This is a genomic window from Streptomyces sp. DSM 116793, from assembly GCF_057320905.1.
On sequence record NZ_CM170494.1, the window covers coordinates 6,041,519 to 6,063,604 of the forward strand.

The following is a 22,086-nucleotide window of genomic DNA, read 5'->3' on the forward strand; positions in this document are numbered from 1 at the left end:
GGGGGTCATATCGCGCCACCTCACCTTCCCGTCTACAGATCGCACGTGTCTCACGGTCCGCAGAGTGGCAGTTCGACGTTGACCGGTCGGGCGGTTGTCCCGTGATCCGGCTCGACGTCAGTCCCATAATTGCCGCGGCAATACCGGACCTTGTGACTCGTCGGCAGTGGCCGTGCGGGTGAATTTTTTTGCTCACCCCTTTTCAGAGTCAGCGCAGTCGCGAATTAACGTGACCAGGATACGGACGAGATGCCCCGGCGGACGGACCGCCGGCCAGTGATCCCGAACGAGATGGTGAACTGATTCGGCCATGCTTACTTCACGAGGGTAGGGTCGCGATGCACGTATGCGTTCTTCGACAGCCGCGCCATCATGTCCGGGGCGAGGCAGGCTGCCCGGCGCCACGGGGATCAGGACCTTCCGTGGGGCCACCCTGATGCCGGTGGTCGGCGAGTATCCGCGCATGCCGGTCCACAGCGTGGATTCGCTGCGCTCCGCCATGCCCTGACCGCCCTCGTCCGATGGTGCGGTGCCCGCTCCGGGAGACCCGCGGCACTCCCCTCGCCGGACGTGACCGATCCTCGTGCGAACTCGACACCGCGGCTGTTCCGTACCACTGTGCCGGAATGGCGGTCGGTAGGCCCTTTCAGGGCGGCGCATCGGTGCCCTGCTCAATTGACCACGCTGTTCCACAGCTCCCGTGGCACTCGGCACGGCGAGCGAATCCTCTGTGTCCTGAGCCATTGAAGGGTCAGCCGCCGGGCACCGGCTGACCCATTCGAGAACCTCCGAACCCGGCCGTGTGTACCGGCACGGCCGCAGGCGCGCCGCAGCCACCCCGGTGCCGCTGCCCCTGCACAGGCGACGTGTTTCCGAGCCCTTGATCAGCCGGCCGCAAGCTCTGCCATTCCATCCGCCCCGCTGAGGAGCCGAAATGCCCCAAGAGCGCGCAGTGCGAGATACGCATGCCGTGACAGAGTTTCTGATCTCTCGCGTCGTAGAGATTCTGGACGTATCCAGGAACACGGTGGATCGCTGGGCACCGCTGCACCGGTACGGTCTGGACTCGCTGAAGTCGGCGACTCTTGCCGAGTCCTTATCCGAATTCCTCGGCTGGAGGGTTCCGGTCACCTGGATGTGGCAGTACCCGACCATCGACGAGCTGTCCCGTGCGCTCGTCGACGGGCCGCGGGCCGCCGACACCGCCCCGGGCGGAGATCGGCGCACGGCATCGCATGAGCCCATCGCGATCGTGGGCATCGGCTGCCGGTTCCCCGGCGGACCGGACCCCGCCTCGTTCTGGCGGCTGCTGGTCGAGGGCGGCGACGCCGTCGGGCCGGTACCGGCCGCGCGGCGCGAGCTCCTGCGCGACACCGTGCGCTGGGGCGGGTTCATCGACGACATCGACCGGTTCGATCCGCTGTTCTTCGGCATCTCACCCCGCGAAGCCGTCCAGATGGACCCGCAGCAACGCCTGACGCTGGAGCTGGCCTGGGAGGCGCTGGAGGACGCGGGGGTCGCGCCCCTCAGCCTCGTCGGCAGCGACACCGGCGTGTTCATGGCCTCCTGCTGGGGCGACTACGCCGCGCTGGCGCACTATCGCGGTCCCGACAGCCAGATCACTCCGCACACCGCGACCGGCATGCACGACGGCATCATCGCCAACCGCGTCTCCTACGTCCTCGGCCTGCAGGGCCCGAGCATGGCCATCGACGCCGCCTGCGCCGGATCGCTGGTCTCGGTGCACCTGGGCTGCCAGTCGATCTGGATGGGCGAGAGCGAACTGGCGCTGGCCGGCGGCGTGAACCTGAGCTTCGTCTCCGACTACTACACCGCGATGGACGCGATGGGCGCGCTCGCCCCGGACGGCCGGTGCAAGACCTTCGACGCCCGCGCCAACGGCTACGTCCGCGGTGAGGGTGCCGGGATCGTCGTGCTCGCCCCGCTGAGCGTGGCGCTGGAGCGCGAGCTGCCGGTGTACTGCCTGATCAAGGGCAGCTCGGCCAACAACGACGGCCTGAGCAACGGCATGACGGCGCCGAATCCCCAGGCGCAGGAGCTGATGCTGCGCAACGCCTACCGGCGTGCGGGCATCGCGCCCTCCCTGGTGGACTACATCGAGTGCCACGGCTCCGCGACGCCCCTCGGCGACCCCATCGAGGCCAACGCCATCGGCGCGGTCCTGGGCGGTGACCGGGCGGAACCGCTGCGCCTGGGTTCTGTCAAGTCCAACGTCGGGCACCTGGAGGCGGCGGCCGGCATCGTCGGTCTGGTCAAACTCGCCCTGTCGATCCGCAACGGCGTGCTCCCGCCGAGCCTGCACTACGCCAGTCCGAACCCGCAGATCCTGTTCGACGAGTACAACCTCACGGTCCAGGACCGGCTGACGCCATGGCCGCGGCGCTCCGACGCGCGCCGGGCGGGCGTCAGCTCGTTCGGCTTCGGCGGCGCCATCTGCCACGTCGCCGTCGAGGAACTGCCGCGCCCCGAGGGCTCACTCCTGCTGCTGGCCGGGGACTCCCCAAAGGAGCTGGCCGAGCAGGCCGCCGCGGTGCGTGACGAGAACGACCTACGGGCGCTGTGCAGGCGGACACCCGGCGACGGCACGTTCCGGCTCGCAGCCGCCGCCCGCGACATGACCGAGCTCAGGGCGCAACTGGATGCCTTCACCGCCGGCACGGCGGCGGCCGGGCTGAGCGTCGGGGAGAAGACCGGACGCAAGCCGCGGGTGGCGTTCCTGTTCTCGGGCAACGGGTCGCAGTGGGTGGGCATGGGCAGGCAGCTGCTGGCCGGAATGCCCGTGTTCCGGCGGTCCATGATGCGCTCCGACAAGCGGATGCGGGACCTGCTGGGCTTCTCGCTCGTCGACCAGATGCTGGCATCCGACGGCCGCATCGACGACATGGACGTCTTCCAGCCGCTGCTGTTCTCCTTACAGGTCGCCCTTGCCGAGGCCTGGCGCTCGCTGGGAGTGGAGCCGGACGTCGTCGTGGGACAGAGCGTCGGTGAGTTCGCCGCCTCCCACATCGCGGGTGCACTCGACTTCGACGACGCCTCCCACCTGGCCGCCAGTCACGGTCGGCTCCTCCAGCAGCTGGCCGTCGGACGCGGCGACGGCATCGTGGTCACGGCCGGTGCGGACGTCGCCAAGCAGTACCTGACCGGCCAGCTGACCGTCTCCGGCTACAACGGCCCCAACTCCACCCTGGTGACCGGCACGCCACCGGAGATCGACGCACTCGTGCAGCGGCTGACCGAAGAGGGCATCACGAGCCACCGGGTGCGCATGGGCCACGCACCGCACTCGCCGCTGGTCGACCACGTCCTCGCCCCGCTGCGGGCCGAACTCGCCGACCTCAGGCCCCGGACCGCGCACATCCCGATGATCTCGACGGTCACCGGCGAACCGGTCGACGGCGCGGAGCTCGGACCGGACTACTGGGCGGCCAACCTGCGCGGTGAGATCCGGGTGGTCGACGCCCTGACGGCCCTGAGCGGCCACGACATCGACGCGGTGATCGAACTCAGTCCGCATCCGGTACTGCTCAAGTCCGTGGCGGAGATCCTGACGGCGGCCACCCTGCCCTCGCTGCGGCGCGGCACCGACGAAGCCTGGACGCTGCTGAGCTCGCTCGGCGCGCTGTACGCCGCCGGCCACCCCGTGACGGCCACCCCGTTCCTCGCGGGCGACCGGGGACGACACGCCGCGCCGAGCCCGGACGGGGGCACGGCGGACGAACCGCTGCACCTCATCCCCGTCACGGCGCACTCGGCACAGGCGCTGGCCGACACCTGCCGTGAGCTGTCCAACCATGTCGAACGCGACGCGAGTCTGAGGATCTCCGACCTCGCCTACACGCTCGCGACCAGGCGCACCCACCACAACCACCGCATCGCGCTGTTCGCCCGCAACCGCCGGCAGGTCCTGGACCAACTCGCCCGGGTCGCCGCCGGTCAGCCCCACCCCGACGTCGTCACGGGCACGGTCACCGGCACCAGCGACCGGCGGGTGGCGCTGGTGTTCTCCGGCGGCGGAACGCACTGGGTCGGCATGGGCCGCGAGCTCATGCGCTCGCACGCCGGCTTCCGCACGTGGATGCACGCCTGCGACGCCGCCGTGCGCGCGGCCGGCGGCTGCTCGGTGCTCGATCGGCTCGCCGCCCCGGCCGACCAGGCCAGGTTCGAGGAGATGGACTTCCAGCAACCCGTCCTGTTCGCCCTGCAGGTCTCGCTGGCGAAGGTCTGGCTCGAACTCGGCATCCAACCGGCCGCCGTCGTCGGGCACAGCCTGGGCGAGGTCGCCGCCGCGTGTGTCGCCGGCACACTCTCGCTGGACGACGCCGCCCGCGTCGTCGTCGCCCGGTCGCACCTGCTCGAACGGAAAGCGGCCCCGGGCGCCATGATCTCCGTCGACCTGCCCGAGCAGGAGCTGCTGCCGTGGCTCGCGCCGTACGCCGAGCACGCGGCCATCGCCGTGGTGAACAGTCCCACCAGCGCGGCGGTCTCCGGCTCGCCCGACGCCGTCCGCGCCCTGGAGGCCGACCTGCGGCGGGCCGGGATCTCGACCAGGAACATCCGGGTCGAACGGCCGGTGCACAGCCCCGGCATGGATCCGCTGACCCGGCCACTGAGGGAACTCATCGCCGGTATCACCCCCCTGACCGGCACCATCGACTTCCACTCCACGGCACTGGCCGACACGGTGAACCCGGTCGCCGACGTCGACTACTGGGTGCACAACCTGCGCAACCAGGTGCGGTTCGCCGAGACGATCGGCGCGCTGGTCGACCGCGGCATCGGCACCTTCGTCGAGATCGGCCCGCACGAGACGCTGCGCGGTGCGGTCGAGGAGATCGCGCTGACCCGTGGTGCCCGTGTGCACGCGATCAACTCCCTGCGGCGCGACGAAAGCGACGTCCGCTGCCTGCTGGGGGCCGCCGCGTCGCTGTACGTCAGGGGCATCCCGCTGACGTTCGACTCGTTGTTCGCCGACGACGTCGAGGTCGTCGAGACCCCGCTCGTGCAGTGGCAGAAGGACCGCTACTGGCTGGACACCCAGCCTGGCGTCCAGGCCGCGCCGGCACCGGTCGCCGCGCCGGCACCGGTCGCCGCGCCGGCACCGGGGGTCGAGACCGCGGTCACGACCGCAGAGAACAGGCCGGTGGAGCAGGTCATCCTCGGCGAGATCGCCGACGCGGTGGGCGTGCCGGCGGACAGGTTCCACGAGGGTGCCACCCTGCGCGACTTCGGCCTCGACTCGATGCTGGCGATCCGCCTGGTGAACCGGTTGCAGTCGCTGTTCGGGAAGCGGGTGTCGCCGGTGGCGTTCCTCGACGGCCGGACCATACCCGAGCTCGTCGGCCACATCGTCGAGACCATCGGCCGTCCGGCCGCGACCGCGACGGCGGAACCGGCACCGATCCCGGCGGCGGAACCGGCACCGATCGCGGCGGCGGATCCGGCCCCGGCGCCGGAACCGGCCGCGGTGGTGGCGCCGGCGCCCGGGGCCCCGGCACGGACGTTCCTCGACGATCTGTCCGAACTGGACGCCGAGGAGTTGGTGGACGAACTGGCCGCACGCGGGTTGCTGGAGCCCACCGACGCACCGGCGCTCGACCAGCTGCGCGCCGACGGTCTCGGTTTCGCACTGGCGCCGGTGTCGCACGGCCAGGCCTCGCTGTGGTTCATGCAGCAGGTCGATCCGGACGCCGTGCCGTACAACTTCATGGTGGCCGCCCGGATCCGCGCCGCGGTCGACGAAGCGGCGCTCGAGAGCGCCGTGCGGGCCGTGATGGAGCGGCATCCCGCGCTGCGCACGCTCTTCGTCGAGGCGGGCGGCAGCCCACGCCAGGTCATCCTGGACGAACCGGTGTACGAGTTCCTCGTCGTGGACAGCACGGAGCTGGACGACGAGCAGGCCCGCGAGGAACTCGCCGAGTACGGGCACATGCCGCTGGACCTGGACAACGGCCCGCTGGTGCGTGTGGTGCTGATGACGCGTGGACCGGCGGACCACTACCTGCTGGTGCTCGTCCACCACATCGCGTCGGACGCGGCGTCGGCCGACGTGATGATCCGGGAACTCCAGGAGTTCTACGAGGGCGCCGACCCCGCCGACAGCCGTCCGGTCCCCCCGTACACGGACTTCGTCGAGTGGGAGCGGCAGTGGCTGGCCGGCCCGGCCGCCGACGCGGCACTGAGCTGGTGGTCGCAGCGGCTGGCCGACCCGCCCGACCACCTCGACCTGTCCACCACCGAGCGGCCTCCCGGCGTCACCTACGAGGGCCGCGACCTCACGTTCCGCTGGAGCACCGAGGAGACCAGCAGGCTCAGGGAGTTCGCGGTGCGCGAAGGGGTGTCGATCAGCACCGTCGTGCTGGCCGGCTTCTTCGCCACGCTCAACCGGGCGGCCGGCGTCGAGGACTCCGTGCTGGCCACCGCCATCGCCCAGCGCAGCGAGCCCGGCTGGGAGTCCGCCATCGGCTACTACCTGAACACGGTGCTGGTGCGTGCGAAACCCGCCGGCGACCGCAGCTTCCGAGACCTGCTGCGTGAGGTCCACGCGTTCTCGCTCGGCCTGCTCGAACACATGAACTACCCCCTCGACCTGCTGGCCTCCACCTTGAAACCGCCCAGGGCAGAGGGCCGCTCCCCGTGGTTCGACACCGTGGTGAACTGGCTGTCCTCGGAAGCGTTTCCCCGCTCCGTCAAGCTCTTCCACGGCATCGGCGACACCATCGCACCCGACAGCGCCCTGCCGCTCGAACCGCTGCCGGTGCGCCGGCACCTCGCCAAGTTCGACCTGGAGATCTCGATGGCCGACATCTCCGGCGAGGTGGTCGGCCATGTCCAGTACAAACCCAGCTACCTGGAGAGGGAGACCGTGACGGCACTGCTCACGCTCTACCGCACTGTGCTCTTCCGCTCGATCGCCCACCCCGACCTGCCCATCGAGGAGACCACGCCAAGCGGCCGTCCCGAGGAGAGCGACCAGTGACCGAGACCCTGCACGCCGAGTTCCTCGAACAGGCGGCCAAGAACCCCCAGGCGCCCGCGGTCTACTCCGACGCCGGCGTCCTGACCTACCGTGACCTCGACGAGCAGTCCGGCGCGCTGGCCGAACGGCTCGTCGCCGACGGCGCCGGCCCCGGTGTCCCGGTCGGCATCTGCGTCGAGCGCACGCCCAACCTCCTCGTCGGCATCCTGGCCATCCTGCGCGCCGGCTCGTGCTACGTGCCGCTGGACCCGAGGTATCCGGCCGAACGGCTGAACCTCATGGTGCGGGACAGCGGCACCCGCCTGCTGCTGACCACGCCCGCGTCCCGAGCCAGCTGCCCGGCCGGCCCCACCGTGGTCGTGCTGGGTGAGGCCGTGACGACCGAGCCCGGCGAGCGGCCCGTCCCCGTCGTGCCCGGCGACACCGCGTACGTGATCTACACGTCGGGGTCCACCGGCCGGCCCAAGGGTGTGGCCATCCGGCACAGCGGCTGCGTCGCCATGCTGTCCGAGCTGGACCGGATCTTCGCCGACTGCGACCTGAGCGGTGTGTCCGCGGCCAGCTCGGTCTGCTTCGACATGTCCGTGATGGAGATCTTCGGCGCACTGTGCCGCGGCGGCGCCGTCGTGCTCGTGGAGAGCGCCGTCCACCTGCCGGACAGCCAGTACGTCGACAAGATCACCCACCTCAACGTCATCCCGTCGGTGATGAACAGCCTGCTCGACGCCGGCGGCCTGCCGCCGAACTTACGCTCGGTCGTGTTCGGCGGCGAGCCCCTGCACCGCAAGCTGGTGGACCGGGCGTACCGGGAGACCGGCGCCGACCGCGTCTTCAACGCCTACGGCCCCACCGAGGGAACCGTCTTCTGCTCGTTCAAGCTGGTGCCGGAGGACGAGACGTGTGAGCCCTCGATCGGCACACCGTCGGTCAGCGCCCGTGTCTACGTGCTCGACGAGAACCTGAAGCGGCTGCCGGCCGGTGTGCCCGGGGAGCTCTACCTCGGTGGTGCCGGCCTCGCCCACGGCTACGTGCGCAGGCCGCGCACCACCGCCGAGCGGTTCGTGCCGGACCCGTTCCTGGACGGCGAGCGCATGTACCGCACCGGTGACGTCGTCACGCTGACCGCGGACGGTGAGCTCGAATTCGTCGGCCGCACCGACCACCAGGTCAAGATGCGCGGCTACCGCATCGAGCTGGAAGAGGTCGAGACCTGGCTGACCGGCTGCCCCGAGGTCCGTCAGGCCGCGGCCGTCGTACGGGGCAACAGACTCATCGGCTACGTCGTGCCCGAGGGCGACGCCCGGGACGGCGTCTGGCTGGACGCCGCACTCCAGAGCACCATCACCGGCAGGCTCGCCGCCGAGCTGCCCGACTACATGGTGCCGGGGACGATCGTGTTCGTGACCGCGCTTCCGCTGACACCGGGCGGGAAGCTCGACCGTGCCGCGCTTCCGGAGCCGCCGGCCGCCGCCACCGGCGGGCCCGTGACGGCCGCCGGCACGCCGACGGAGGTGGCGCTGTCGGAGATCTGGGGCGAGCTGCTCGGCCTCGATCCGGCGAGCATCGACGTCAGGACCGCCTTCTACGACCTCGGCGGCGACTCCCTGCTGCTGGTCCGGCTGGCCAGGCTGATGACGCGGCGGTTCGGCCGCCGTGTCCGGGTGCCCGACCTGTTCAGCTACCACGACATCCTCTCCCTCGGCCGCTGGCTCGACGACGACAGCGGCGAGGCCTCCGAGGTGGTCAAGTCGGCCCGGCGCCGCGCCACCGCCCGCCGCGCCGTGCTGCGCGGCCGCGCCACCCCCACCGGCAAGTGAGCCACCGGTCCCACTCGATCGAGGCAGGAGCCTTCCATGTCCGACAGCCCTGAGCAGGAGTACGACCCCGGCGACGTGGCCGTCATCGGCATGTCGTGCAGGGCGCCCGGTGCCCGCACCAAGGAACAGTTCTGGGACAACCTCTTACACGGCAGGGAGTCCGTGTCGTTCCTGACCACGGACGAGATCGAGGTCGACGCCACCTTGATCCACAACCCGTTCTACGTGCGCGCCTGCGGCGTGCTCGACGGCTACGACGAGTTCGATCCGTCGGTGTTCGGCATCAGCGACCGGATGGCGGCCGCGACGACCCCGGAGAACCGGCTGTTCCTGGAGAGTGCGTGGGAGTCGCTGGAGGACGCCGGCTACGACCCGGAGCGGGTCGAGGGCGAGGTGGGCATCTACGGCGCCAACAACCCGCAGACGGCCGCGCTCTACAGCGCCCCGCCGGACCGGGTGTCGGTCGGCCCCGAGGCGATGGAGCACAGCCTCGCCTGGTCGCCGGACACCATGACGTCCAACGCGCTGTACTACCTGGGGCTGACCGGTGAGGCCGTCACCGTCGCCACCGCCTGCGCCGGCTTCCACTACGCGGTGCACCTGGCCAGCCAGGCGCTGCTGCTCGGCCAGGCCGACATGGCGATCGCCGGCGGCGTGATGGTGCGCCTGCCGCACCCCCGTGGCCATCTGTGGGAGGAAGGCCGCATCCTGTCCAGGGACGGCCACTGCCGCCCGTTCGACGCGAACGGCACCGGCACCTTCCTGTCCAGCGGAGTCGCCACGGTGGTGCTCAAGCCGGTGGCGCAGGCCGTCGCCGACCGCGACCACATCTACGCCGTGGTCAAGGGGTCGGCCATCAACAACAACGGCGTCGCCGCGGTGGCCTACGGCATGGCGCAGCCCGAGCGGCTGGGGGCGTGCATCGCCGCCGCCATGCAGGTCGGCGGCGTCGACGCGGACACCGTGTCCCTGTACGAGGCCAACGGTTTCGGTCTGCCGATCACCGACGAGCTCGAAGTGCACGCGGTGGGCCTGGCGTTCGGCAAGCAGACCGGCACCTGCTCGATCGGCGCGGTCAAGGGCAACGTCGGGCACGGTGGCGTGGTGTCGGGCGGCTTCGGTGCGGTGAAGGCCGCGATGTCCCTCTACCACAGGACGCTGGCGCCGACGATCAACCTGACGGACGTCAACCAGGAGATAGATTTCCCCAGCACTCCGTTCGTGCCGCAGCGCCAGGCGGCGGACTGGGAGCCGGAGAGCGGCATCCGCCGTGCGGGCGTCACCTCGATCGGCGGCGGCGGCTTCAACGCGCACCTGGTGCTGGAGGAGCCGCCGGCCGTCGCCGGGCGCGCCCCCGAGGCCGTCGACAGGCCGCGACTGGCCACCCTGTCCGCCCTGGACGACCCGGCGCTGGCGCGTCAGCGCACGCGGCTGAAGGACTGGCTGGTGGCCAACCCCCACCTGCGTCTGGACGACATCTGCTTCAGCCTCAACCTGGGCCGCAAGGTGATGGCCCGCCGGTGGGCGGCCGTGGTCCGCAGCCGTGCGGAGCTGATCGACGCGCTGTCCGCCGACTCCCCCCGCGGCCTGACCGTCGCGACCGGTACCGCGCCCCGGGTGGCCGCGGACTCCTTCCGGCACACCGGCGACGGGATCGTGCCGTCCGGGCAGGACGGACAGGCGTTGTTCGATCTGGCCGCCGCCTGGGTGAACGGGCAGCGGGTGGACTTCGGCTCCCTGCACCAGGGCGAGGCCAGCCACCGCGTGCCGCTGCCCGGTTACCCGTTCCAGCCGCGCCGGTTCTGGCGTAAGGACTGGTGACGTTGAGCACACCAGCCTTGGACACCGTGGACCTGGGCGACCCGAACACGTTCGCGGAGCACGACCTCGGCGAGTTCTGGCGCATGCTGCGGGACACCGCTCCGGTGCACTGGAACCCACCGGCCGGAGGCCGCCGCGGGTTCTGGGTGCTCTCCCGCCACGAGGACATCATGGCCACCTACCGCGACGACGTGAGCTTCACGTCCGAGCGCGGCAACGTGCTCGTCACGCTGCTGGAAGGCGGGGACGCCGGGGCCGGCCGGATGCTGGCCGTCACCGACGGGCACCGGCACCACGAGTTGCGCAAGATCCTTCAGCGGGTGCTCTCGCCGAGGGTGCTCAGCGAGGTCGCGGCGGCGGTGCGGGTCAACACCCGGCAGCTGGTCCGCGAGGCGGTCGAGACCGGCGGCTGCGACTTCGCCGAGCAGATCGCCAGCCGCATCCCGATGACCACGATCTCGAACCTGCTCGGCGTGCCCGAGCAGGACCGGGACTACCTGCTCGCCCAGACCAAGACCGCGCTGTCGACCGATGCCCTGGAAGACGCCGACGTCGACGAGCTCGACTCCGAGATGGCCCGCAACGAGATCCTGCTGTACTTCATGGACATGGTCGAGGAGCGGCGCGCGTCGCCGGGCGACGACGTGATCAGCATGCTGGTCCGCAGCTCCATCGACGGGGTGCCACTGTCCGACGAGGACATCGTGCTCAACTGCTACAGCCTGATCATCGGCGGCGACGAGACCAGCCGGCTGACGATGATCGACAGCGTGCACACGCTCGCGGCCCACCCCGAGCAGTGGCGGCGGCTCAAGCACGGTGAGGTCGCGATCGACACCGCCGTGGACGAGGTGCTGCGCTGGGCGTCACCCACGATGCACTTCGGGCGCAGCGTCGTCAGCGAGACCGAACTGCACGGCGTACGGCTGCGGCCGGGCGAGATCGTCACGCTCTGGCACGCCTCAGGCAACCGGGACGAACGGACCTTCGACCGACCCGAGGTGTTCGACCTCGGGCGCACCCCCAACAAGCACATGGCCTTCGGCTACGGCCCGCACTTCTGCGTCGGCTCGCACCTGGCCAAGGTGGAGATCTCCGAGCTGCTCATGGCGTTGCGGGACTTCACGACCGGATTCGAGCAGACCGGTGAGGCGCTGAGCATCCGGTCCAACTTCCTGACCGGGTTCTCCACCCTGCCGGTGCGGTTCCGGCCGGACCACTCCGGACTGAAAGAGGTCGACTGATGAGCGGTAACCCCTTCGACGGCGGTGCGGGCGACTGGCTGGTCGTGGCGAACGCCGACGGACAGCACGCGCTGTGGCGGCCGTACCTGGACCTGCCGAAGGGATGGCGGATCGTGTACGCCGGACCCGACCGTGACGGTGCCCTCGACCACGTCGAGAAGCACTTCACCGCGACGGGACCGACGCCGACGCCCTGACCTTTCTCAGAGCCGGGGCCCGCTCGGGGGCCTGCCGGCCTGAGCGACGGCAGGCCACTCGAACCGGGCGAGAACGTACTGGCGACCGACGGGAGCGCGAGTGAACATCTACATTTCAGGACGAGGGGCGTTCGCGGTACAGGTCGCGGAGGCCCTGCTGGACGAAGGGCACCGGATCGTGGGGGTGGCCGCCCCCCGGCTGCGCCACGGGCATTCCGACGAGAGCAACGCGTTGTCCTGGGACCGGCTGCGCGCCTGGGCGTACCCCAGGAGCATCGAGTGGACGGACTCGGCCGAGTTACGCGCCATGCACGTCCCGGACGGTGTGGACATCCTCATCGCCGCGCATTCACACGCGTTCATCGGACGCCGGACGCGGGCCAGGGCCGCCGTCGCCGCCATCGGCTATCACCCGAGCCTGCTGCCGTTGCACCGCGGCCGGGACGCGATCCGGTGGACGATCCGGGACGGTGACAAGGTGACGGGCGGTACCGTCTACCACCTCACCGAGCGCACCGACGCCGGCCCGATCGCCGCCCAGGAGCACCTGTTCGTGCCCCCGGGCTCGACCGCGCAGAGCCTGTGGCGCGAGCACCTGGCCCCGCTCGGTGTGCGGTTGTTGCTGCGGGTGGTCGCCGACCTCGCCGAGGGCAGGCGGATCGAGGTCCCGCAGGACGAGAAGATGGCGACCTGGGAGCCCGCGATGGGCGCGCCACCGCTGTTCAAACCCGAACTGATCGCGCTGCCCGGCACGGCGCCCATCGACGGCAGCAGGTGGGCACTGCACGTGCAGTAGCGGTCGGCATCGATCGACCCCGCGCCGACGGGATGTGATGACACGTCCGGTCGGCGCGGGGAGGCGGCACACGGCCGGTCAGGGTGTGCGCGTCACACTACGACGGTGGAGTCGCCTGCGGCGGAACCGACTTCGTGGAGCGGGTGTGGGGGACCTCGCTCGTACTGCGCTGGGCCCACCACCATCTCGACAGGTTCCCCGACGGGCAACTCTACGCCGGCCTGCGCGCCTTCGACCCTCTGGCGGAAGCGCTGCCACCGGCGACGGCAGTACGCGGCTTCCTCGGCGCGCTCGGTAGCGGACCGCCGGCCACCACGCCTGGCAGGCCGTCGTCCTCAACGACATCGGCTGGATACACGGCCTGCTCGGAGAGCACGAGCAGGCCCTGGCCCGCTGCCAGCAAGCTCTCACCCTGCACCAGCAGACCGGGAGCCGCCACGGCGAGGCCAACGCCTGGGACAGCCTCGGCTGCGCCCACCACCACCTCGGCCACTATGAACAGGCCACCCTCTGCTTCCAGCGCGCCCTCGACCTGTACCGAGCATTCGGCGACCGCAACCGCGAAGCCCTTGCACTCGGCCGCCTCGGCGACACCCACCACATCACCGGAGACGTGGACGCCGCCCGGCAGGCCTGGCGGCACGCCCTGAAGATCGGCGACGAGATCGGCCATCCGACCACCGACGCATGACGCCGCAAACTCGGAGACTCCGCCGGGGGACATCCCCGGTGACGGCGCAGGGCCGCAGGGCTCCGAATCGCCTCATCCCTTGACAAGGGGGCGATGTGCTCGATCCGTGGTCGGGCATGATCGCAGGCGAGTCCGGCACCGGTCGCGGGATCGTCGGGCGGGGCTGGCTCTGTGGACGTGCACGTGCGACGCCGGGTCTGCCGGGCTGCTGCCGTATCACCGAGCGCGCCGCCTACAGACGGATGTCCAGCCGCAGGTCGGCCCCTGGTGCCCAAGCCGTGACGGACTCCGCGCGCGGGGCGTGGCCGGGGGCCGACACGACCAGGGTGTGGGAGCCCGGTCGCAGATCGAGCTCGTAGCGGCCCGAATCGGTGTACGTCTGGGCGACGCGCTGGCCGCGTGCGTTGATGACCGTGATCCGGGCGGCGCAGCCGGCGGGGTGGGCGGCGCAGCACACCGAGCCGCCGACGGTCACCGTGGCCGTGCCACCCGCCCGGGCCGTGCCGCCCGCCCGGGCCGTGCCGCCCGCCCGGGCCGTGCCGCCCGCCCGGGCCGTGCCGCCCGCCCGGGCCGTGCCGCCCGCCCGGGCCGTGCCGCCCGCCCGGGCCGTGCCGCCCGCCCGGGCCGTGCCGGCGGTCCGGGCGGGCGCCACGGCGCTGGCGGCCTGGGCGGCCTGGGCGGCCGGGGGCCGCGCGGGGCGTGGCCCGCCCCCGCCTGCCGGCGCGGCGGACGCGCGTTGCCGCACCAGGCCGGGCTGCCCGGGTTCCCAGCCGGTGCCGGACGCCAGGGGCAGGCCGCACTGCTCGGCGAAGGCGGCGAGTGTCGCGTCGAGCGCCTCCAGCTCGTGCAGGGCGGTGTGCAGCCGCTGGGCGCGCGGACCGGGCGCGGCCGGCCGCACCTCCGCTTGCAGCTCTGGAACGAGCGGGCTGACGCGGCGCCAGACGCCCTGGGCGGTGCCGTTGGCGAGGTGGTGGTCGAGCGCTCGCAGCGAGTCGGTGAAGGTGCGGGTGAGGAACCGGAGGCGCCCGGAGAGCCGCGGAGAGAGGTCGATGTCGACGTCCGCGGCGGCCGCCAGCGCCCGGGCGTGTCCCGCGGCCGTGGTCAGCAGCGCCGTACGGTGCTGCGGCCGGCGTCCGCGCACCCCGAGCGGCATGCGCACCAACGGCCGGGACACCTCCGCGACCTGGAACAGCGCGACGTCGACGGCTCGTGCCGCACCCCGCAGCCGCACCGGGCTGTCCGGCTCCTCCCAGCGAGCCGAGACCTGTGTGAGGAGGTTCTGGACCGCCTGGACATACCCGTGTTCGGCCGCACGGACGATCGCCCGGGTGGACAGGGGGAAGATCAGCGCGGCGCACGCCGACGCCACCAGAATGCCGATGCCGTTGTCCACGAGGCGTTCGCCGAGCAGGTGACCCATCCGGCTGTCCGGCGTGGTCAGCCCGTAGAGCTGCACCAGCGCGACGACCAGGCCGGTGGTCCACAGGGCGTAGGCCCGCTGCATGCCCCAGGAGCCGAGGGAGAGCCCGAGGACGATGACGGTGAGCGTCCAGTAGACGTGGTGGTGGCCGGTCCAGTGCAGCAGGAGCACCCCGATCACCGCGCCGGCGACGGTGCCGACCATGCGGTGGCCGAACTTGCGCAGCCGCTCGTGCGTGGTGTTGGTGCCGAACAGCGTGATCATCACGCCGATCAGGCCCCAGTAGAAGCGCTGCGGGTCGATCGCGTCGGCGATCGGGCAGACGATCGCGGCGGCCACCCCCGCGTGCAGTGGGGCACGTATGAAGGGCACGACCCGCTGCCATCCGCTGTGCGAGCGGGCGGTGAGCACGCGCCGCGCCGGCCCGGCCGAGCCGGGGATCCGGTTGTTCTCCAGTGCCACGACGGGGTGGAAGGGCACCGCGGTGGGGGTGGCCGGTGTCCGCCGGCCCAGAGTCAGCCAGCCGACCAGGGAGTCGGCCAGGGAGTCGAGGAGCTCGGCGACCCGGCGGGCGAGGGTGGCGGACTCGGCGTCGCCGGGGCCGGTCCCCGGGTTCCGCAGGAGCGTGTCGGCCTGCTCGCGGATCATCTCCACGGCGGGCCGCACCCCAACTGCCTGCGCCGGCGAGGTGTCGCGCGCCAGCAGCAGGCCCACCGCCAGCGACCGGCGCAGCTCTTCGGGCGGCGACTGTGCGGCCAGTGCCAGGACCGTCTGGCCGATGCCGCGCAGGGCCAGCTCCACGTCGAACAGGTGGCGGTGCAGCAACTCCGCCACGACGGGGTCGGTGGCGGCCTCGGGCTGGGCGAGGCGTCCGTCGATCGTGACGGTCACGATGTTCAGGCGGCGCAGTGAGCGGTGCATACGGCGCTCCGCCCGCCTCAGGTCGGCTTCGGGGTCGAGGGCGTCGACGGTGGCGTCCGCCAGGCGGCGGGCTTCCACGACGAAGGCCCGCTGCGTACGGAGCAGGTCCTCCCGCGGCCTCGGGTAGCACAGCAGCAGCCGGGTGGCCAGCACTGCCGCGGCGGACACCAGGGCGACCACGAACGCCTTGCCCACCAGGGCGGCGGGGATGCCCGCCATGGTGCCCACCAACAGGCCGTTGAACAGCATCATGCCGGTGAGCAGCGCCACCTGACCGAACCGGGCCAGCAGGAAGGTCACGGCGAGCGCGGTGGCGTTGAGGCCGATCTCCAGTGCGCGGTCGTCGTGCAGGGTCGCGGCCAGCCAGAGCACCGCCGTGTAGGGGAACGGCATCCACAGGATGGCCCTGGCGAGCTGCGTCCAGCTGTTGCCGGACACCGCGAAGGCGCTCATCAGCCCCATCATCCCGGCGACCAGCATGCCGATCATCGGCGGGACGGCGAGGCCTCGGGCCAGGCCGTAGCCGACCGCGAGGGAGGTGACCATGGCCACCAGCGTCCGCCAGCCCGCCTGCACCTGCCCGAGTCCGGGGTCGGCGACCAGCACCCGGTCCCACCATCTGTACGGACCGGCCACCCGTCGGGACGCCACGTCGATGGGCACGGCTCCGGGGGGCCTCGTGCCCGCGATGCGGTCGGCTTCCTGCCGGGCGGTTCCTGGGCTGGTCAAGTGGCCTCCGGTGCCATGGCTCGGGCGAGCGCGGCGACGGCCCGCCGCGCGGCGCACAGGGCGCGCTCGCATGCGCCGGCAGTGGGGTGCGGTGCGTTCAGCGGGATGGCGGCCGTCCGCTGCCGGAAACTACATGCATATGGAAACTATATCTCCGGCGCTCTCCCGTGCGGGTGCGCGGCCTGCGACGCCTCCCCTCCCGGGCGGTCGTCACGCCGCCCGGCCGGGCCGGACGCCCGAGGACGTCACGCCGTAGTCGCCGGGCCGGCCGCACCGGCAGGCGTGGGCCGCGCCTACGGCACCGGCAGGCGTGGGCCGCGCCTACGGCACCGGCAGGCGTGGGCCCACGCCTGTGGCGCCGGAGCACCGCGCTCGGCCGGGTTGGTGGTGGCCGCCGCGGCCGGACCGGATCTCACCGCACGTCCGACCGCCACGACCACCGTTCCCGGCGCACCCGGCCGGACAGCACACCTAGCTGCACGTGCCGTCGCACGCGTAGGTCCACGTGGTACCGCATCCGCTGCTGCTGCACGCGCACCAGCAGTTGTTGCAGTCTCCGCAGCAGACGCAGCTGCCGCCGCACCAGTCGCTGTAGCAGTTGCACCCGCAGCCGGCCGCGGCCTCGTCCGCGTTACGGGGCGCCGGGCCGAGCGTGGCCAGCAGGGCCCGCGCCTCGTCCTTGCCGAAGGCGTCGATGGCTGCGGTGCGCAGGGCCTCCTGCTCCTGACGGACGCTGTTCGGCGCGGCGAACGTCGACTTCTGGCGGACCAGCTTCAGCGCGTCGTCCACGACCTGACGCTGCGCGGCCGTCAGGCCGGGGTGCGCCGCGCGGTAGCTCTCCAGGTGCTCCACCCACAGGCTGCTGCGGTCGGCGGGGGCGAGCTCGTTGAAGATGGCCCTGCGGTGCGCCATGTCATGGCCGGCGAAGTCCGCGTAGCGGCGCGGGAGAGCCCCCTTGTGTGCCCGCACCCACCGCTCCGCCTCGGTGAGCGGGCGGGCATCGGCGGCGGAGGCGGGCCTGGCCCCGATGAGTCCCGCGGCCACTGCCAGACCGCCGGTCAGCCGCAGGAACTGGCCCCGCCCGATGGCCCGGCCACGACCGGCGGACTCCCCTTCCCGGGGCTCCGGAGCGTGCCCCGCGCTGGTGCCGTTCCTGCGCGGTTCGCCGAGCGCGGTCAGCACGCGGGCCGTGGCCCGCGGCCCCAGCCGCAGGGCGAGCCGCACCGCCATGACGGGGCCGGTCCAGGCCCGGACCGCTTCGCCGCCCTCGCACGCGGCCACCTTGATGAGTGTCGGGACGAACGGAGCGTCGTCGCCGAGCGCCGTGCTGCGCCAAGCGGCGAACCGGTTGTGGGGCGCTGTCTGCCGCATGAAGGGGATTCCGCCGTGTCCTCGGCATGCCACACCGTCCGGCAGGGCGTCCTGCTCCGCCGGCACCGCTGAGAGGCACGTCACACGCGACTTCTGTCACGGACAACCGCCCACCCCGGTCAGTCGGGTGGATCCGCAACACGTCATACAACGCCTGGAAAGGCAACAACGCCTACATCCGCATCAGCGGGCACATCCCCATCAACAAACACCTCAGCACCCCGCCCGACGTGGCGCCCCCGCACCGGACGGCGTTCCGCGACGCCGTTTCCCTCCGTTTCCCTCCGCTTCGCTGCCGCGGCCCGAAGGAGAAGACATGTCCCAGCCCCTCCCGTTCGTCATCGATCCCACCGGTGCCGACCGGCACGCGGAACACCAGGCCCTGCGGGCCCGTGGTCCGGCCACCCTCGTGGACATCCTCGGCCTGAGGGCCTGGGCGGTCAGCGACCCGGCCCTCCTCAAGGCGCTGCTCACCAGCCCTGAGGTGTCCAAGGACGGCCGCGCGCACTACCCGGCCTTCCAACAGACGGTCAGCACCTGGTCGCTCGCCCTGTGGATCGAGGTGCAGAGCATGTTCACCGCCTACGGCGCCGACCACCGCAGGTTACGGCGGATGGTCGCCCCCGCTTTCAGCGCACGCCGCATCGCCAAGCTGAAGCCGACCATCGAGGCCATGGTCGCCGAGCTGATGGACGGTCTCGCCGCGGTGCCCGCCGGTCAGGTGGTGGACCTGCGCCGGCGACTGGCCTACCCGCTGCCCATCGCCGTGATCGGCCACCTGATGGGTGTGCCGGAGGATCAGCGGGACGATTTCCGGCAGCTCGTCGACGGCGTCTTCGACAGCACGCTCACGCCCGAGCAGGCCCAGGCCAACACCGCACGTCTCTACGAGAGCGCCGACCAGTTGATCGCCACCAAGCGCGACACCCCGGGCGACGACATGACCTCCCTCCTCATCGCGGCCCGCGACGAGGAGACGGACGGCACCGGTTTCACCGACGAGGAGCTGCGCGACACGCTGCTCCTGATGATCAACGCCGGGTACGAGACGACCGTCAACGTCATCGACCAGGCCGTCGTCGCGATGCTGATGTCCCCCGACCAGCTGCACCTCATCCGCACCGGTCAGGCCGGCTGGGAGGACGTGGTGGAGGAGACCCTGCGCCACGAGCCGGCCATCAAGTACCTGCCGCTGCGCTTCGCCGTCACCGACGTCCGGCTGCCCGACGGACGGACCATCCCCGCGGGGGACCCCATCCTCGCCGCGTACGCCGCCGCCAACCGTCACCCGGACTGGCACGGCCCGGACGCCGACACCTTCGACATCGCCCGCAAGGTCAAGGACCACCTGGCGTTCGGCCACGGCATGCACTTCTGTCTCGGCGCACCCCTGGCCCGCCTCGAAGTCGCAGAGGCCCTGCGGCAGCTCTTCGAGCGCTTCCCCACCATGTCCCTCGCGGCACCGGCCGACACCTTGCGGCCGGTACCCACCCTCATCAGCAACGGTCACCAGGAACTGCCCGTGCGGCTGCGCGCCGTCGACTAGCACGGCCGGGTCGCCGGGGTGGCCCCCGTCGCGGGGCCACCCAGAACCACTCCCGAGAGGCGTGCCCCGGTCAGGGGGCGGCCCGGGGGAGAGCCGGGAACCGCTAGGCGTCCCGGCCGACGTCCAGCCGAGCGGGGTCGGCGAACCGGCTCGGATCACGGTTGGCGGCGGCCAGCGTCAGCAGCACCGTCTCGCCTGCGGGGATCGTGGTCCCGCCGATGGTGACGTCTTCCGTGGGGAAGCGGCGGATGGCCAGCGGCGCCGGGCCGTCGTAGCGGGCGAACTCGGAAGCCGCCGACCGGGAGCCGACTCCCGGGTCGACCCGGTCCGCCGGCGGGCCGGACGGCCCGCCCCGTACGGGAGTGCCCGTCCAGGGCGGGCCGAGGCCCGGCGTCTGCTGCCGTCGTGGGGTGGGTCAGGTCGTCGTGCAGACGGTTCCGTTGAGCCGGAACACCGTCGGTGGCGGGTTGGCCCCGGTGTTCGCTGCGGTGAAGCCGAAGGACACCGAATTACCGCCGTCGGCGGCCAGTTCACCGTTCCAGTCCACGGGCGTGGCCACCATGGTCTGCCCCTGCTTGCTGATGGTGGCGTTCCAGAAGCCGGTGATCGACTCACTGGTGCTGGGGAACGAGAAGGAGAGCGACCACCCCGTGATCGGGTTGGGGCCGGTGTTGGTGACGCTCACCTCGGCGTTGAAGCCGTTGCCCCATCCCGAGGTGACCCGGTACGACACCCGGCAGGTGGAGTCGGTGGGCGTGCCGGTGCGCACGGTCACCGGCGCGGAGGGACGCGAGAGTCGTCCGGCGGAGTCACGGGCCAGCACGTTCCAGGTGTAGGTGGTGCCGGGAGTCAGGTTGTGCACGGTCGCCGAGGTACCGGTGGAGGTGGCGAGCAACTCGCTGGTGGTGCCCACCTGCCGGTAGACCTCGTAGCGGCTGGGCGTGCCGCCGGTGGAGGGCGGCCAGGACACGGTGGCCGTGGTGTCGTCGGCCGCGGTGACCTCGGGGGCGCCGGGTGCGCTCAGGGCGGAGGCGGTGCCTGCCCGCGGGTGCAGGGTGACGGTGGTGAGGGAGTACGGCGGCAGCGTCTGGGTGGTGGCGTCGCCCGTGGTGGTCTCGATGGAGGTGGCCTTGTCGCGGTAGGCGGCGACCGTGGCCGGCGTCCCGTCCGGGCTGAACCCGGTGTAGTGCAGGGCGACCGTCCGCGCCGCCGACGGATCCTTGTTGATCAGCATGACGCTCAGGTCCCCGTTCGCCCGGTGCACGGCGTGCGCGGCCACCTCGCTGCTGCTCGAACCGGCGCCGACGAGCTGGTCGCCGGGGCGGCCGAGCCGGCTCAGCATCTTGATCGCGTAGTAGGGCGGGAACGGCGTGTTCAGCGCCGGCTCGCACACCTGGCCGACGCAGCCGGCGCTGGAGAGCAGGCCCATGTCGCCGTAGTCGGTGGTGCCGTCGGGGGCGGTGCTGATGGCGGTGGCGCCGTTGTGGGTGTTCCACCAGTCGACGGTGAAGACACCGTTGCTCAGCGCGGTGGCGTAGGTGTCCGCGGCGAAGAGCGCGTTGGCCTGGGTGTCCATGAAGAGGGAGCCGTTGGTCTCGGTGAGCGCGATCGGCGTGTCGCCCGCACCGGCGGCGTCGAGCTGGTCGCGCAACTGCCGGAGCTCACCGGCGAGCTGGGAGGAGGGGGTGCCGAGCAACTGCTCCGCGCTGGAACTGCTCGGGTACCAGTGCGCGATCACGAAGTCGGCCTTGCCGGCGATGAGCGGGATCACCGTGTGGTTCCAGTCGGCGCTGTCCCCGCTGCCGAGCACACCGTCGGGCCAGTTGCCGGGCGTGGTCAGGACCGCGCCGACCTTGATGGTGGGGTCCACGGCCTTCATCGCCGCTATGTAGTCGAGCACGTTGTGCGCGTACGCGGCCGGGGACTTGTCGGCGTGCTGATCGGCCTCCCAGCCGTTGCCGTAGTAGCCGTTGCCGTACAGCTCGTTGCCGACCTCCCAGTACCTGGCGTGGTAGCCCTTGGTGACGTTGGCGTACCTGACCCAGTCGGCGGCCTCCTGCGGGGTGCCGGAGCCGTAGTCGGCGATCAGGATGGGCTGGGCGCCGATCTTCTGTACCGTGCCCATGAACGCGTCGAAGTCGGTGCCGGGCGCCACGTAGCCGCCGGGCGCGGTATGGGTCTCCCAGTGGTAGATGTCCCCGTAGGAGCCGCCGGGGTAGCGCAGCATTCCGATGTCGGCGGCCTTGAGCAGGTCCTGCGTCTGCGCGGAGTTCATCTCCGCGTCCCACACGGCGCTGTTGAGGCCGTACGCGGAGTCGGGGATGGTGCCCAGGCCCTCGTTGGCGTTGACGGTGACGTCGACGTCCGCCGCGGCAGCCGCCTGGGCCCGGACGGCTCCGCCTGTGGTCAGTAGTGCGGTCAGCAGTGCGGCGGCCGAGAGCGCGGCGACCAGGCGCGGACGCGGGGGTCTCCGTCGTCCTGAGAACAGAAGTCGCATGGGCTCACCTTCCTTGAGACGGGTGGAACCGCGAGAAAG

Annotated in this window: 11 protein-coding genes and 1 pseudogene; 8 read left to right on the top strand and 4 right to left on the bottom strand. The window is 71.7% G+C overall.

Annotated features, from left to right (window positions below; genetic code table 11):
* The first annotated feature begins 934 nt into the window (after window positions 1-934).
* The 7 genes from ACSMXW_RS23840 to ACSMXW_RS23870 all read left to right on the top strand — a co-directional run bounded on the left by ACSMXW_RS23840 (window position 935) and on the right by ACSMXW_RS23870 (window position 13,563).
* Window positions 935-6,997: an acyltransferase domain-containing protein gene (locus tag ACSMXW_RS23840; protein ID WP_485799219.1), complete on the top strand. Its 6,063-nt coding sequence runs from the start codon at window positions 935-937 to the stop codon at window positions 6,995-6,997.
* Window positions 6,994-8,814, top strand: coding sequence for a non-ribosomal peptide synthetase (locus tag ACSMXW_RS23845; protein ID WP_485799221.1), 1,821 nt, complete (start codon window positions 6,994-6,996; stop codon window positions 8,812-8,814). The genes ACSMXW_RS23840 and ACSMXW_RS23845 overlap by 4 nt, the downstream gene beginning before the upstream one ends.
* 36 nt (window positions 8,815-8,850) lie before the next feature.
* Window positions 8,851-10,635, top strand: coding sequence for a beta-ketoacyl synthase N-terminal-like domain-containing protein (locus tag ACSMXW_RS23850; protein ID WP_485799223.1), 1,785 nt, complete (start codon window positions 8,851-8,853; stop codon window positions 10,633-10,635).
* A complete protein-coding gene (locus ACSMXW_RS23855; protein WP_485799224.1) occupies window positions 10,632-11,879 on the top strand; it encodes a cytochrome P450 in 1,248 nt (415 codons plus the stop codon). Before ACSMXW_RS23850 ends, ACSMXW_RS23855 begins: the two co-directional genes overlap by 4 nt.
* Window positions 11,879-12,076, top strand: coding sequence for an MbtH family NRPS accessory protein (locus tag ACSMXW_RS23860; protein WP_485799226.1), 198 nt, complete (start codon window positions 11,879-11,881; stop codon window positions 12,074-12,076). Before ACSMXW_RS23855 ends, ACSMXW_RS23860 begins: the two co-directional genes overlap by 1 nt.
* Before the next feature lie 100 nt (window positions 12,077-12,176).
* The gene (locus tag ACSMXW_RS23865) at window positions 12,177-12,872 is read left to right on the top strand and encodes a formyltransferase family protein (RefSeq protein ID WP_485799228.1); all 696 of its coding nucleotides are present in this window, start codon (window positions 12,177-12,179) and stop codon (window positions 12,870-12,872) included.
* 361 nt (window positions 12,873-13,233) lie between these two features.
* Window positions 13,234-13,563 (top strand): tetratricopeptide repeat protein, encoded by a 330-nt coding sequence (locus ACSMXW_RS23870; RefSeq protein WP_485808260.1) that lies wholly within the window; start codon window positions 13,234-13,236, stop codon window positions 13,561-13,563.
* A 232-nt stretch (window positions 13,564-13,795) separates the two neighbouring features.
* Here the strand turns inward: ACSMXW_RS23870 and ACSMXW_RS23875 are convergent, their stop codons facing one another.
* Window positions 13,796-16,633 (bottom strand): FUSC family protein, encoded by a 2,838-nt coding sequence (locus ACSMXW_RS23875; protein ID WP_485799229.1) that lies wholly within the window; start codon window positions 16,631-16,633, stop codon window positions 13,796-13,798.
* Between the two features lie 471 nt (window positions 16,634-17,104).
* Entirely contained in the window at window positions 17,105-18,004 is a 900-nt protein-coding gene (locus ACSMXW_RS23880; RefSeq protein WP_485799230.1) for a bacteriocin fulvocin C-related protein, read from the bottom strand.
* A 316-nt stretch (window positions 18,005-18,320) separates the two neighbouring features.
* Between ACSMXW_RS23880 and ACSMXW_RS23885 the strand changes: the two genes are divergently transcribed.
* Window positions 18,321-19,550, top strand: coding sequence for a cytochrome P450 family protein (locus ACSMXW_RS23885; protein ID WP_485799231.1), 1,230 nt, complete (start codon window positions 18,321-18,323; stop codon window positions 19,548-19,550).
* A gap of 106 nt (window positions 19,551-19,656) precedes the next feature.
* Here the strand turns inward: ACSMXW_RS23885 and ACSMXW_RS23890 are convergent.
* A pseudogene (locus ACSMXW_RS23890) lies at window positions 19,657-19,848 on the bottom strand (cytochrome P450); the annotation flags it as partial.
* A 117-nt stretch (window positions 19,849-19,965) separates the two neighbouring features.
* On the bottom strand, window positions 19,966-22,047 hold the full coding sequence (locus ACSMXW_RS23895; protein ID WP_485799232.1) for a cellulose binding domain-containing protein: 2,082 nt from the start codon (window positions 22,045-22,047) through the stop codon (window positions 19,966-19,968).
* Between the last annotated feature and the right edge of the window lie 39 nt (window positions 22,048-22,086).